We start from the raw sequence: 15745 nt of genomic DNA on the forward strand, positions 1-15745 counted from the left end.
AAGTAAGAAAATTATAAAGAAAAGGAGCAATTTCGTAAGAAGTTGCTCCTTTTTTATTTTGAAGGGAGTTGGGGGATTTTAGTTTTTTGGACGAGTCGGACTTGTCGGACGGGTCTGATGTGGGGTTGTTTTAAAAGCAAAGTCGGACAAGTCGGACAAGTCTGATTTGTCCGACCAGTCCGACCAGTCCGAAACTCCCACGAACAAGGGCGCAAGCCACAGAAAACGTGACTCTTTCGCTTTCTCATTTCCATTCTTTCGCTTTCTCTTTTCCATTCTTTACTTTGCCTAATTCTATTCTTTTCTTTTCTCCTGCAACATTCTTCGCTTTCCTCAAACAAAATTCTCCCATAAAAAAAGCCACACAACAGAATGATGGACGCAATAAAAGTGGAATCTCGGTGAATAAATTTTTGAATATTTTTTTGAAAAATAATTGAATTATCGTGCAAATTGTTCTCAAATTAAATCAATGTTTTTTGCTCTTGTTTTTAAAATAGGCTCTTTTGAGTGGCAAAATAGGCTCTTTTGAGTGGCAAAATAGGCTGTTTTGTAGTTTAAAACAATAGGTTTTATTATTTTCTTTGTGCAAAAAGAAAATAATTAGATAGTTTTGTGTTCTCAATGAAATATTTATACTCAACTTGATATGCCTTTGTAACTGAATGCTGGTACAATAATTATAGCTATTGCAATCGTTTGCATAAAGTGGAATAAATTTGTTGCAAGAAGATTTTGCTATTTTATTTTATTATGCTTACCTTTGGCAAAAATAATAACCGCTGTATGAATTTACAATTTAGCATTGAATATAAAACATATTACGGACAAGAATTAGTCCTAAATATTCTCAACTGTAAGGAATTGGGCGATAAATCAGTTTGCCAATACCGCATGCACACTCAAGATGGCTTTCTTTGGACGGTTGAAATAAATAAAGAAGTGAAGCCTGGAACAGAACTCGATTACTATTATAGCGTCTATGTGGGCGATAACGAGGAAAGAAGAGGATGGAGCATGGCGCCTCATCGTGTTGCTTTCAATTCGACAAATGCGCGAAATTATAAGATTTTCGACCATTGGCGTGAAATTCCTGATAATGCTTATCTTTACACTTCGGCAATCACCAATTGTGTGGTGAACGCAAAGATAGAGTCTTTGAAATTGGAAAAATATGGCAGATATGTTTGCTTAAAGGTTCGTGCGCCACAATTGGTTGCTGGTGACCAGCTCTATCTCATCGGTTCTGACCCTATTATGGGCGCATGGAAGGAGAAAAATGCGCTGAAAATGACAGAAGTGGCTACCAATGAGTGGGCGGTTTCTTTAGATGTTAGTCGATTGGCTGACAATAAATTAGAGTTTAAATTCATTATTGTAAATCCCGATAAGGAGTATTCTCCAATGTGGGAAAACTGCATGAATCGCACCATTGAGTTGCCTAAAATGGAAGATGGCGATGCCATTATCTATGAGTTAGATGAGGCTCGTTTCACGTTAGCTCCTGTTCGTGTAGCTGGTACGCTTGTTCCTCTGTTCTCTTTGCGTTCAAACGATAGTTTTGGAGTTGGCGACTTTGGCGACTTAAAGAAGATGGTAGATTGGGTAAGCATGACCCATCAAAAGGTTTTGCAAATACTTCCTATCAACGATACAACCACAACTCACACATGGACAGATTCTTATCCGTATAGCTGTATTTCAATTTTTGCACTTCACCCACAATATGTTGACCTAAATAGTTTGCCAGCATTGAAGGATAAAGAGCAAAAAGCACGTTTCGAGAAAGAGCGTAGAGAGCTAAATGCACTTCCTCAAATGGATTATGAGCGTGTGAACAACGCTAAAAACGAGTATTTGAAACTGATTTTCAAACAAGAGGGCGAGAAAGCATTGGATAGCAAAGAGTTTAAAAAATTCTTTGCAGAAAACGAAAGCTGGCTTGTTCCTTATGCTCAATACTGCTCACTGAGAGAAAAGTATGGTACAGCTAACTTTAATCAATGGGCTGACCATAAGCAATGGAACGAAGAAGACCGTAAAGATTTGTCAACACCGAAGAAAGAAGCATACAAAGAAGTTGAACTTTATTACTATATTCAATTTATATTGAGCAGTCAATTAAAGGCAGTTCACGAGTATGCTACTTCAAAAAGTGTTATTTTCAAAGGCGACATTCCAATCGGTGTAAACCGTAATGGCTGCGATGTATGGACAGAACCACGCTATTTTAATCTGAATGGGCAAGCTGGTGCGCCACCCGATGATTTCTCTGTTAATGGTCAAAATTGGGGATTCCCAACCTACAATTGGGACGCCATGATAGCAGACGATTGTCGTTGGTGGATAAGACGTTTCCAAAATATGGCTAACTACTTTGATGCTTACCGCATTGACCACGTTTTAGGTTTCTTCCGTATTTGGGAAATTCCAGTACATGCCGTACATGGTTTGTTAGGACAGTTTGCTCCTTCATTGGGAATGACCCGTGAAGAGATAGAAGGTTACGGATTGCACTGGCAAGAAGAACTTTTCACCGAACCATTCATTACCGATTGGGTGTTGGCACGCATCTTCCGTGAACACGCCGACGAGGTTCGTGAACGCTATTTGGAACGTACATGGGGCGACCGCTATAAGATGAAAGCTGAATACGACACCCAACGCAAGGTGGAGGCTGCTTTCCATGGCATGGAAACCGAAAAAGATATTTGGATTCGTGATGGTTTGTATGCTTTGATAAGCGATGTACTTTTCGTTCGCGACCATAAAGACCCAAATAAATTCCACCCACGCATCAGCGTTCAGATGGATTTCATTTACGAAAGTCTTTACGATTGCGACAAACAAGTGTTCAATACGCTTTATAACGATTACTTCTATCGTCGCAACAACCAGTATTGGTATCAGGAAGCAATGAAGAAATTGCCACGACTGGTCAATGCTACACGTATGTTGGTGTGTGCTGAAGACTTAGGAATGGTTCCTGATTGCGTAGATTGGGTAATGAAAGAATTGCGCATATTGAGCCTTGAAATACAAGCAATGCCAAAAGACCCGAAAGTTCGCTTTGGTTATTTGGGGGCAAACCCATACGGAAGTGTCAGCACAATATCAACCCACGATATGGCAACCCTGCGCCAATGGTGGGACGAAGATTGGGAACGTGCGCAAGACTATTATAATAGTATGTTGCACCAAGGCGGTCCTGCGCCACACCCAATGCCAGGTTGGTTGGCAAAAGACATTGTAGACCGACATTTAACATCGCCAAGTATGCTCTGTATTCTCGGTATTCAAGACTGGATGAGCATAGATGAAAGATTAAGATTGGCTGATGCCGATGCCGAACGTGTAAACATTCCTGCCAATCCAAAACACTATTGGCGATACCGAATGCACGTTAGCATTGAGCAACTGATGAAGAATAAAGATTTTAACAATACTATTTCAGACTTAATTGTAAGTTCTGGACGATAAAAAGAAGAGAGAAATGGGACGTATTTTGCTACGTCCCACTGCTCGTATAATAAGGATAAAGAAAAAGAGGGTATGAAAAGATTGAAGATATTGATTGTTTTTGCGATTTGCTCGCTCATGGCTATGGCGCAAACTATCGGAGTTGATATGGGCGAAGAGAGTAGAATATTGCGCTCGCCTAATGAAAATGTATTCTTGATGTTCAATATTGCGAACGGTAAACCTTACTACCGTGTGGCTTACAAGCACACTCGTGTGATACACGATTCTTTCCTCGGATTGGAATTGGCAAAAAGTAAATACGCAAGCAAAGGAAAAGAAGAAACCGACTTAATGGACGGTTTTAAACTTATAGATAGTAAAACTTCTACTTTCGACGAAACATGGAAGCCTGTTTGGGGCGAAACAGAGGAAATACGCAACCATTACAACGAATTGGCAGTTACTTTGAAACAAGAAAAGACCAATCGTGAAATGATAATTCGTTTCCGTGTTTACGATGACGGAGTAGGTTTCCGCTACGAATTTCCACAACAAAAGGATTTGAATTACTTTGTTATAAAGGAAGAACATACGCAGTTTAAAATGACTGGCGACCATAAAGCATGGTGGTTACCGGGCGATTACGATACGCAAGAACAGGAAACACAAGAGAGTAGATTGTCGGAAATTCGTGGAAAGTTTCACGATGCTGTGAATTGGGGTAACTCTTCGGTGGCTACATTCTCTGAAACAGGTGTGCAAACTGCCTTGCAAATGAAGTCGGACGATGGTCTTTACATCAACATTCATGAGGCTGCGTGCATCAATTACCCAACCATGCACCTTAATTTGGACGACAAAAACATGGTGTTCGAGAGTTGGCTAACCCCTGATGCAACAGGCATGAAGGGCTATATGCAAACCCCTTGTCAAACTCCATGGCGCACAATTCTTGTCAGCGATGATGCTCGAGATATGCTTTCAAGCAATCTTATCCTTAATTTGAACGAACCTTGCAAAATAGAAGATACCAGTTGGATTCACCCAACCAAATATGTTGGTGTGTGGTGGGAAATGATTGTGGGCAAAAGCAGTTGGAGTTACACCGATGAATACCCTTCTGTGAAACTCGGAGAAACCGATTATAGTAAGGCAAAACCTAACGGACGACATGGTGCAACCACGGCAAACGTAAAGAAATACATCGACTTTGCAGCAGAAAATGGCATCGACCAAGTGTTGGTTGAGGGCTGGAACATAGGTTGGGAAGATTGGATTGGACATTCAAAAGACTATGTTTTCGACTTCGTTACCCCTTATCCCGACTTCGATATCGCCTATTTGAACAAGTATGCGCACGAAAAAGGTGTGAAATTGATGATGCACCACGAAACATCTTCAAGCACTTTGAACTATGAACGCCACCTTGAAAAAGCGTTTAACTTGATGAATAAATATGGTTACGATGCCGTTAAAACAGGTTATGTAGGCGATATTATCCCACGAGGCGAATACCATTTTTCACAACCGATGAACAATCACTATATGCACGTTGTGAAAGAAGCCGCTAAACATCATATTATGGTGAATGCACACGAGGCAGTTCGCCCAACAGGATTGTGCAGAACTTATCCTAATATGGTTGGAAACGAAAGTGCAAGAGGTACAGAATATGAAGCATTTGGCGGAAGTAAACCTGACCATACGGTAATCCTTCCGTTCACAAGACTGCAAGGTGGACCGATGGATTACACTCCAGGAATACTTGAAACCCAATTGAATACATGGAGCGACAATCCGAATTTTGTTCACACTACCCTCGTTGGGCAATTGGCACTCTATGTTACCATGTACAGTCCGCTGCAAATGGTAGCCGATTTACCAGAGAATTACAAGAAATACAACGATGCTTTCCAATTCATTAAGGACGTTCCTTGCGATTGGGACAGAACAATTTATTTGGAAGCAGAGCCTGCCGATTACATCACAGTGGCTCGTCGAGATAAAAAAACAAATGATTGGTACATCGGAGGAAAGTGCGATGAGAACGGACACAAGAGTGTTTTGAAACTCGATTTCCTTGACGAAAATTATTCATACGATTGTACGATTTATCAAGATGCAAAGAATGCGCATTACGAAAAGAACCCTAAAGCCTACAAAATCACACATAAGAAAGTGAAGAAAGGCGATGTCTTGAAGCTGACAATGGCACCTGGTGGTGGCTTTGCCGTATCTTTAGAGGCACGTTGGAATGGCGAAGAACGATGTGAACACTAACAAAGATGTAATAAACGGATTGCTTTATTAAATAAAATAGGAAACTTAACAAAGTAAAAGTATAACTGGTATGAAATCAAAATACAGCATAATCACGCTAATGGCAACTTTTCTGTTTACGCTGACAGCACAAGCACAGAATGTTTTCAACGAAGTAAACTACACTCCAAAGCAGACAACTTTTAAGTTGAATGCACCCAAGAAACCTACCATTCGTTTATATGCAGTAGGCAGAGGAGGAAAAGCTGAAAAGAAAGTAAAGATGAAACAAATATCAGAGAATGTTTGGCAAGCTACTATCAATGGCGATTTAAAAGGTAAATTTTATACTTTTGACATTGGTAAAGGCGAAACTCCAGGAGTTTTTGCTAAAGCAGTGGGCTGTAACGGGCAGCGTGGTGCTATCATTGATATGAAAACAACCAATCCTATAGGTTGGGAAAACGACGATATACTCGTTTTGCAGAATCCAACTGACTTGATTATCTACGAAATGCACCATCGTGATTTCTCTATTGATAAATCTTCGGGGTTGATGAATAAAGGAAAATTCCTTGCTTTGACCGAGCAAAAAGCTATTAAACATTTAAAAGAATTGGGTATCAATGCTGTTCATATTCTTCCATCTTACGACTTTGCTTCTGTCAATGAGGGCAATACAACCGACCCACAATACAATTGGGGCTACGACCCATTGAATTATAATGTACCAGAAGGCAGTTATTCGAACGATGCAGAGTTGCCTTCTCGCCGTATTCTTGAATTTAAACAAATGGTACAAGCTTTGCATAAAGCAGGCATTCGTGTCATTCTTGACGTGGTTTACAATCACACATTTGACATCGAAGGTAGCAATTTTGAACGCACTTTCCCCAAGGCTTACTATCGATACACGGCAGACGGAAAGCCAAGTAACGGCTCTGGGTGTGGAAACGAAACCGCTTCTGAAAAACCTTTGATGCGTGAATTTATGCTCGAAAGTATGAAATATTGGATGAAAGAATACCATATTGATGGCTTTAGAGTAGACCTTATGGGCGTTCATGATATTGAAACGATGAATATTATCCGAAATGAACTTACCGCATTTAACCCCAATGTTTTCATTTATGGCGAAGGTTGGAGTGCAGGAAAATGCGCTTATCCAACCGAAAAGCTCGCTGTTAAAGCCAATATGAAGCAGATGCCAGGCATTGCAGCCTTCTCTGACGAGTTGCGTGACGCTCTCCGTGGTCCATTTAACGATGACAAACAAGCCGCATTCCTTGGAGGAATTGCAGGCTTTGAGGAAAGCATTAAGGCTGGTATAGCAGGTATGATAGCCCACCCACAAGTAGATTATTCAAAAGTAAACTACTCGAAAGAACCATGGGCTAATGAGCCTACGCAAATGATTTCTTACGTTAGCTGCCACGATGATATGTGTTTGGTAGACAGAATCAAAGCCTCTATTCCTGAAGCAGCGTATGATATGGACGAATTAATACGCTTAAACCAATTGGCACAAACTGCCGTTTTCACCTCACAAGGTGTTCCGTTCATGTTATCGGGCGAAGAAATGCTGCGTGATAAGAAGGGGGTGCATAATTCTTACAACTCGCCTGACGAAATAAACCATTTGGATTGGAATAATTTAAAGACTTATCCACAAGTATTCGCTTACTATAAAGGACTCATTCATTTGCGCAAAGCTCACCCAGCATTCCGCCTTGGCAGTGCTGAACTTGTGCGTAAGCATTTGGAATTTTTCCCTACACAAGATTGTTTGGTAGCTTTCCGTTTGAAAAATCATGCAGGTGGCGATAAGTGGAACAATATTTATGTGGTCTTAAATGGAAGTACAAATCTTCAAACCATAAATATTCCGAACGGAAAGTACACTATCGTTGCCAACAATGGTGTGGTTGATGAAGCTGGAATTGGCGAAATGGAAGGTGGCGAAGTAATGATTGATGCACAAACAGCCCTCATTTTACACGATTAATTTATAAAAAATCAATATGAAACGACTTACATTATTCTTCTCGCTTTGCTTCTTAGCACTTAGTATCAATGCGAAAATAGAAATAAAAAAACTTGAACCTACAACATGGTTTGTAGGAATGAAGGACGCTTCTTTGCAATTAATGGCATACGGCGATAACATTAAGAATGCAGATGTTACGATTAATTATGCTGGTGTGCGTATAGACTCGCTTGTTCGTCTTGATTCGCCCAACTATTTGCTTATTTATTTGAATTTGAAAGATGCAAAAGCGGGTACTATGAACATTGATTTTAAAGTTGGAAAGCAGAAAACAACGGTAAAATATAACCTTCTTGAACGCTCTATGGCAGGCGAACAGCGCAAGGGATTTGATAATTCGGACGTGCTTTATATGCTTATGCCCGACCGTTTTGCCAATGGAAATCAAAAGAATGACGTGGTAAAGGGCATGCAAGACCAGCTCTGCAATCGCAACGAACCGAGCCTTCGACATGGCGGAGATATTGCTGGCATTATGCAACACTTAGATTATTTCACTGATTTGGGTGTTACTGCTCTTTGGTTTACGCCTGTTTTGGAGAACGACCGTCCAGCTGACGGAGGTAAATTTAGCACTTATCACGGCTACGCAACGACAGATTATTATCGAGTAGACCCTCGTTTCGGAACAAATGAAGAGTACAAAGCCCTCATTGATGCGTGCCACGAGCGTGGAATGAAAGTTGTAATGGATATGATTTTCAACCATTGTGGCGACTATCATATATGGAACAAGGACATTCCTTCAAAAGATTGGTTCAACAATCCTAACTATGGCTTGCAAACTTCCTATAAACTTACGCCTGTTCTCGACCCCTACGCAAGCAAAGTAGATATGGCTGAAACCGTTGATGGTTGGTTTGTTAGTTCAATGCCCGACCTCAATCAACGCAACAAACACGTCATGCAGTATCTTATTCAAAACTCAATTTGGTGGATAGAGACTGTTGGAATCGACGGAATACGTATGGATACTTACCCATACGCTGACCGAAAGGCAATGGCACAATGGATGAAACGCCTCGATATGGAGTATCCAAACTTTAACACCGTAGGTGAAACATGGGTAACAGAACCTGCTTATACGGCTGCATGGCAGAAGGATAGCAAACTTTCTGATGAGAATAGCTACCTTAAAACTGTCATGGACTTTGCCTTTTTCGACCGCCTTTCAATGGCAAAGAACGAGGAAACAGACGATTGGTGGAAGGGTTTGAACCGCATTTACAATTCTCTTTGCTACGATTACCTCTACAAAGACCCATCAAGCGTTATGGCATTCATTGAAAACCACGATACCGACCGATTCCTCGGCAATGGTAATGATACCTTGGCACTCAAACAAGCATACGCGCTTTTGCTTACTATGAATCGTATTCCACAACTTTATTACGGTACGGAAGTCATGATGAACGGTACAAAAGAAGTTTCTGACGGCTATGTACGTAAGGATTTCCCAGGTGGATTTGCAGGCGACAAAGCCAATAAGTTTACTCGTGAAGGACGTACCGAAATGGAAAATGCCATATTCGACTACACTTCACGCTTATTGCATTGGCGCAAAGGCAACGAGGTTATTATTCATGGCAAGCAAACGCAGTTTATTCCATTCCACGGCATTTACGTTTTGGCACGCCAATACAATGGCAAAACCGTGATGACCGTGTTAAATGGCAAGCACCAAACAGCCCAAATGGACGTGAAACGCTATGCCGAAATTATTGGAAACCACACCACTGCACGCGACATAACAACGGGTAAAACCATTGATTTAACTCAAAATATTTCCCTTACAGCATGTCAAACAATGGTGCTTGAGTTCTAAAAAGTTCCTTGATTAGGGCAAAATAAAAAAGTGGTCATTAGCAAAATGAAAAGCTAATGACCATTTTTTTGTAAGTTTTATAAATGAACCTTTAATAATTCAGTCCAAATGCCCATAAAGGGATAATGTTGTTTGCTCCAAACTCAATATCATCTTTGACGATAAAGCCCAACTTTGCATCACGAATTTGCTTTTGAGTCTTGTTTTTACCACCCACTTCAAAAGTCATACCATTGATTTCAAAGTCGGAAAGTCGTGAAGAAGTAACATCATTTTCCACTCTCATTTGGTTGAAAAAGAAAGTTTCTCTTATGTTTCCTATCTCTGTGGACACTCCACCTAAGCTATAAGCCAAATTAGGATTGTCGATATAAACTTTTTCTATTTTCCCTAAACCTCTCATTCCGCCTGATGCGTCCCTTAATTGAGTGATAAGTCCTGCCTTTTCCATGTAAACAAAATAGTCGGGCAAGGTGTTTCTACTTACGGTTAAGGCGTTTGAAAGTTTATCCATTACGGGTTTGAAAGGCGCACTTTGCGAAATAAGCGACATAAGTTTCTTTAATTTTCGTGCAGTAGCCACACTCATTTCTCCAAACTGCGGAATATCAACTTCGAGGGTTTGGTTTACAATTTGATTCATAAGCATTAAAAACTCAGGGTCGTTGCCAAAAGGATAGTAACCTCTATGCAAATATTCTGTAAAGAGTGGTAAAGGGTGCGCAATGGGGAGCGCAGCTTTTTGATTAACAATCTCGTCAATCGAATAGGTAGGTACTTTAATGCCCTTGAACAATTCTAAATACTCACGAAACGACAATCCTTGCAAATGGTACAGGGGCGCACGGCGACTAAGGTCGGCTTCTCCTTTTTCTAAATCAAGAATAGACGACCCTGTAAAGGCTACCATAAGGTCGGGGTGGGCATCGTAAATGTTTTTAAGTTCTACCGACCAATTTCTATATTTGTGTATTTCGTCAATGAAAAGTTGCTGCCCACCTTCTTTTACAAACTCATCTGCCAATTCTATAAGCGTGTGCGAAGAAAAATAAACATGGTCGGCAGTAGCATAAAACATCTTTTTTTCTTGTTCATTTTCACGGATATATTGCAGAAACATTGTTGTCTTGCCCACACCACGAGGACCCACCAAACCAAACATCTGTCGTTTCCAATTGATTTTAGTGTAAAGATAGCGATGAAAGTTGGTAGAAACACTTTCAACTCTGGTGCGCATATATTGTGTAAGTTGTAAATTCATAACCAAAATATTTTAAATCGTGCATTGTTAAAAGCTCTCTTATAAACTTTTACAATTGCAAATATACAAAATTGCACTGTGAAAAGTGCAATTTTTATTAATTATTGCACTCTCCACAGTGCAATATCACTGTTTTGGGAGTATGTTTCGCCTTTTGGAGGCTAATTACTGCTTTTTTGTTTAAGGCAGCAATGCTTTCAAATTGTCTAAACTTTTTTTGATTTCAGCCTTTGTCTTAGGGTCTTTTTCCGAATTATAAGCTGCTTCAACGTCCTTCAAATAAGTGAGGTAATCGGTTTCAGCAATGAATTTGGCAGCACGAATGCGCACCAACGGACTATCATCGAAGAGTAAACCTTGCACCCATCGCTTTGCGTCCCATGAGCGAACAGACTGCAACCAGTCTAAGGCTGCTATCTTCTCCGCAGGCGTTCCGTAAAGGAAAGTATTGAAAAAATCGTGTTCTTTCTTCAAATCAGCCTTTGTCATGAGTATCTCCTTATTATATATATCGGGTCTTACCACACGATTTTTATACGCCTTGATAGGCATTTTGAGTGTCCAACGCACCATACGAGGTATCAACCACAGCATGCCAGGAGTGGCTTCGGGGTGGGCTATGCTACTAAACACACGCCCTTTGCCCAACTCGTTGGCTATGAAAAATGGTTTATTGTTGGTCATATTTGTTGGCGCATCGCCCTCTTCGTGTACATCACTTTCCATAATAGCCAATGTTTGGTAAGGTATTTTGATGTTGTCGCTCTTCACAAATACAGGACCTTCGTAGTAAAGAACGTAAGAGAGTGGGCGAGCGGCTAATTCTGGAAATAGCTTTTTGCCCTCTTCGGTCAGAGAAAACTTTGCAATGCCATGCCCACGATTGTCGTGTTCTATATCGATAGCCTTTGCTCCGTTAATGCGCATACAAGCATAATCGGGCGTATCGGAGAACATATACGAGCCAGCACAAATGCCTACTACCCCTTTACCCGATTCAATGAAGGCACGAATGCGCTTCAAATTTTCAGTACCAATGTTTAAATACTCTGTTGAACCGCCTCCACCAGGGATAATGATAGCGTCCAATTGTTTTAAAACTCCGTTGGCTATGTCGGCAGTGGTAAACGTTCTAACCGTCATATCGGGGTCTATTTGAATGGCTGCCACTGCTTCCCAAATGCAAGTTTGCGACCCACCATGCCCATCGAACACGCCAACTCGTGTCTTACCGTTCTTGTCGGTTGCATAAAGTGCTACGCCCATACTCAGACAAAGCAAGGTTAAGATACATTTCTTCAATAGATTGTGCAAATTAAAGTTTTTCATTTTATTTCGATTCCTATTAATGATTGACTTGCAAATATCTTTATTTTTCGTGAAACAACCAAATAATAGTGGGCAAATTAGTTCTTTTTCAAGATAGCATAACCCATAACGCCACCTAAAATTGATGCGGCAAAAATACCAACCTTAGCCTGAATATGTTGGGTAGGGTCGTTAAAAGCCAACATGGTGATAAACATAGACATGGTAAACCCTATGGACGCTAAAAAGCCGATGCCTATAATGCGTTGCCACGTCATGTTTCGTGAGCGTTTGCCCAAACCTAATTTTTCGGTCAGCCATACGGCAAGCACTATGCCAAGAGGCTTTCCGACTAACAAACCAAACATTACGCCCAATGCAACATGATTGGAAAAAAGTATGCTGCCGTCCATATTGAGGAAGGAAACACCAGCGTTGGCAAGTGCAAAGACTGGAATAATGACAAAGGCGACAAAGGGTTGCAATCCGTGTTCTAATCGTTGTGAAGGCGGAATGGCATTTTCTGAGTCGGTTCTCATGCGTGAAAGTATTTTTACCTGTTCTGGTTCTAAGGTTACAACATTGTTGCCATCGGTCTGTTCAAAGCGTTTTAATTGTTTGCGCAAGCGTGCTGCCAATGCTGGTTCGGCTATTTGCGAATCGGCAGGAATCATCATGGCTGCCAAAACCGCTGAAATGGTAGCATGAATGCCCGACATAAGGAAAGCCACCCAAACACCACCTAAGCCTACAATGCCATAAAACCACACGTTTTTAATGCCCATTTTATTGCCTATGAACATGACAAGGAGGAACAAAAGTCCAACCCCAAGACTTAAAAACGATATTTCCGATGTATAGAAAAGTGCAATAACAAGCACCGAACCTAAGTCGTCTACAATGGCTAAGGTAGTTAAAAACACTTTGGCAGAGAGTGGAATGCGGTCGCCTAATAGGTATAATACCGCTAAGGCAAAGGCAATATCGGTTGCCATAGGTATGCCCCAACCATGGTAAACATCTGTACCAAAATTGAAGGCAGTGTAAATCAGTGCAGGAACGAGCATTCCGAAAACGGCAGCAACAATGGGCATCGTTACTTTTTTAATATCTTTCAGTTCGCCACCTATAAACTCGTGCTTGAGTTCTAAGCCCACCATGAAGAAAAAAAGCGACATGAGTCCGTCGTTTATCCAGTGTTCAACACTAAAATTAAGGAAAGGTTTACCATTTACGATAAATCCAAAATGGTATTCTAAGAGCGATGCGTATTCTTCATGAATGGGAGAATTAGCCAAAATCAATGCTATTATCACAGCTATTGCAAGGATTATGCCACTCGATTTTTCACGATTCATAAACTGCAAAGCAGGCATTATAAGTTTATTTTCAATTCTTCTTTGATAATTTTTAATCATATATTTTCGTTTCTAAATTTATTTTTCCAATCTTTTTGCTCACATTCTTGTACTCCCTCAATCTCCATTCTAATATCAATAAATTACATTTTGTAGTGCAATATGTGTTGGTTTAACCTAAAAAGGGGAGTGTGGCTTGTCTTTATGTTTATAGTTTGGCTCTAAATCTTACTTTATGAAATACAAAGATACAATTTTTTGTGCAGAAATAGCCTTGTTCTTCATATTTCTAATCATTTTTTTGATTTTTATCAATACGCTTTTCTTTCCCTCTTTTTCTATGAATATACATTCTTTTTATGGAATATAGGACAACGCATATTCTATTGAATTTCAAACCCCCTTGTTTTGAACCTCAAAATAGGCTCTTTTTTGCTTCAAAACAAGGGGTTTTGAAACAAAAAATAATAGCTTTTAAAACAACTTTGTAACTTATTGAAAATCAAAAGTGTATGGATTGGTTGGTTTTTCCTCTAATATTTAAAAGATAGACTATATTTATGCGATGATATATGCAATGCGGAAAGTTTCAAGTAAGCAATAAATGTAATATATTCCATCACATTAACATAGTTGTGAGGACTAACGAAATCGTTTTTCAAACATATCCATTTCGCTTTTTGGCACTTGCAATCTTATAGCTATGTTTTTCCATTTTCCAACTGCTTCTTTTACCTCATTAATTATTTCTATTGCATCAACTTTTCTTATCATATAATCCTCACAGGCATGTAAAAGTAAGTCGAGGTTTGCATCGTTGCTATTTCTATCAATCAATAAACCTTGATAATAGTTTAGCGTTGGGTTAATATCGTAGGCAGGAGAAAGTGTCCACCCCTCCCTTGTTAATATGAAACCATGGTTGCGGAAATGGTCATCGCTATTGCCAATACAAATATTAAATGCTATTCGACGATAGAGTTGTTTTAAATTGGTTTCTGCGTTGATACAATTCTGAATAATGAAATCTGCAATATCCAAATAACCATGCCCTGTATTAGCATCTGCCCCATCGGTTAATCCCAACATTGTCATGGCTGACGCAAAATGTATGCGTTTTCCTTTTTTGCGGTCAAAACGCTTAGAAAGTAGCGTATGATATTTATTACCTGTTTTCAGAATCTTAGTTTCTGCTACATCAATGCCAGCTTGTTTTGCTAATAAATGACAAAGATGTTCCCATAATTCTACATTGTAATTGTCTTTTCGAGAAGGGAATTTTGCAATATAAAGTTCTCCGTTGTCTATTACGTTGGCTTTTGGACGAGCACCACCAAGCGAAGAACCTGGTTGTAAAAGTTGATTGAGCCATTTTGTTTCAGGCAGTTCGTTTTTCTCTTCACTTTTCTCAATCTCTTGACTTGCAAATAATAATTCACGAATATCAGCTACTGGCGGTACACTTAACGAGTTTTCAGTATTTAAATATTCTTCCTCTCCTTCTCGCTTAAAGCGCAATGCCCCCATTCGAGTAAGGTCGTTTATGCCTATCAAATAATCGTAAGAAGAAAGACGTTTTACAGGTCGTTGCTCTTGTTTTGCTTGCAATTGTTCACGGCGCATAACTAATGTTCGTCCCCAGCGGTCGGGTATAGCATCAGAGAAACACCCAAAAATTTCCTTTCCTTGTCCTGCCCATTGCAGATTAGGATAATTCATAATATCAGCACTCAATATAATATCGCTGTGGAGTTGAAGCCAACTGTTTGCATATTCAAAGCCATACTTATCTGCACCACGCAAGCGGTCGTGTTGTAAAGTGCCTATAAGTTCTGGAGCAGCCAACCAATCGAAATCGGCATAAATCATTATTTTGTCCATAGTTTATACTTTTTTAGAAGCACGTTCGCGGTGTTTTAGGTTAAGGTCTTGCAGCTCTCTTCCTATTGGGTCTTCCTTTGCCAACCAAAGAATATCGTCAGAAAGTTGTAAAGCATAGAGTACACGCAGGTAAATACCGATTGCAACGTTAGCTTGTCCTTTTTCTACACGAGTTAGCGTAAGTACAGAAATCATTGCACGGTCGGCAATTTGTTTTTGCGTGAGGTTACGACGCAGCCTTGCGAGCTTTATTTGTTCGCCCACAATACTCATATTTTCTTCTAATTTCCTTGGCAATTTCTTGCCCATAGTGCCTTTTGTCATATTGCGTAACTATAATTATG

At 40.0% G+C, this 15745-nt stretch carries 10 protein-coding genes; 4 read left to right on the forward strand and 6 right to left on the reverse strand.

Translation table 11 applies throughout. The features are described 5' to 3' along the window. Window positions 1-78: 78 nt before the first annotated feature. Window positions 79-276 (reverse strand): hypothetical protein, encoded by a 198-nt coding sequence (locus DYI03_RS13280; RefSeq protein ID WP_021670314.1) that lies wholly within the window; start codon window positions 274-276, stop codon window positions 79-81. Between the two features lie 510 nt (window positions 277-786). Between DYI03_RS13280 and DYI03_RS01995 the strand changes: the two genes are divergently transcribed. The 4 genes from DYI03_RS01995 to DYI03_RS02010 all read left to right on the forward strand — a co-directional run bounded on the left by DYI03_RS01995 (window position 787) and on the right by DYI03_RS02010 (window position 9593). Beyond that, entirely contained in the window at window positions 787-3480 is a 2694-nt protein-coding gene (locus tag DYI03_RS01995) for a 4-alpha-glucanotransferase (RefSeq protein ID WP_025064510.1), read from the forward strand. A gap of 117 nt (window positions 3481-3597) precedes the next feature. Continuing rightward, window positions 3598-5742 (forward strand): glycoside hydrolase family 97 protein, encoded by a 2145-nt coding sequence (locus DYI03_RS02000; RefSeq protein ID WP_373277456.1) that lies wholly within the window; start codon window positions 3598-3600, stop codon window positions 5740-5742. Window positions 5743-5812: 70 nt separating this feature from the next. Beyond that, window positions 5813-7726: a type I pullulanase gene (gene pulA / locus DYI03_RS02005; RefSeq protein ID WP_021670318.1), complete on the forward strand. Its 1914-nt coding sequence runs from the start codon at window positions 5813-5815 to the stop codon at window positions 7724-7726. A gap of 16 nt (window positions 7727-7742) precedes the next feature. Next, window positions 7743-9593 (forward strand): glycoside hydrolase family 13 protein, encoded by a 1851-nt coding sequence (locus DYI03_RS02010; protein ID WP_021670319.1) that lies wholly within the window; start codon window positions 7743-7745, stop codon window positions 9591-9593. 91 nt (window positions 9594-9684) lie between these two features. Here the strand turns inward: DYI03_RS02010 and DYI03_RS02015 are convergent, their stop codons facing one another. The 5 genes from DYI03_RS02015 to DYI03_RS02035 all read right to left on the reverse strand — a co-directional run bounded on the left by DYI03_RS02015 (window position 9685) and on the right by DYI03_RS02035 (window position 15725). Further along, window positions 9685-10854, reverse strand: a complete 1170-nt coding sequence (locus DYI03_RS02015) for an ATP-binding protein (protein ID WP_021670320.1) — start codon at window positions 10852-10854, stop codon at window positions 9685-9687. 180 nt (window positions 10855-11034) lie between these two features. Beyond that, the gene (locus tag DYI03_RS02020) at window positions 11035-12120 is read right to left on the reverse strand and encodes a BPL-N domain-containing protein (protein WP_021670321.1); all 1086 of its coding nucleotides are present in this window, start codon (window positions 12118-12120) and stop codon (window positions 11035-11037) included. A gap of 140 nt (window positions 12121-12260) precedes the next feature. Continuing rightward, window positions 12261-13580 carry a Na+/H+ antiporter NhaA gene (gene nhaA, locus DYI03_RS02025; RefSeq protein ID WP_021670322.1) on the reverse strand — a complete coding sequence of 440 codons (1320 nt, stop codon included), beginning with the start codon at window positions 13578-13580 and terminating at the stop codon, window positions 12261-12263. Window positions 13581-14162: 582 nt separating this feature from the next. After that, on the reverse strand, window positions 14163-15401 hold the full coding sequence (locus DYI03_RS02030) for a type II toxin-antitoxin system HipA family toxin (RefSeq protein ID WP_004356049.1): 1239 nt from the start codon (window positions 15399-15401) through the stop codon (window positions 14163-14165). Between the two features lie 3 nt (window positions 15402-15404). Further along, on the reverse strand, window positions 15405-15725 hold the full coding sequence (locus DYI03_RS02035) for a helix-turn-helix domain-containing protein (RefSeq protein ID WP_004356037.1): 321 nt from the start codon (window positions 15723-15725) through the stop codon (window positions 15405-15407). Window positions 15726-15745: the final 20 nt, after the last annotated feature.

The organism is Prevotella disiens (genome assembly GCF_900454955.1).
Classification (GTDB): Bacteria; Bacteroidota; Bacteroidia; order Bacteroidales; family Bacteroidaceae; genus Prevotella; species Prevotella disiens.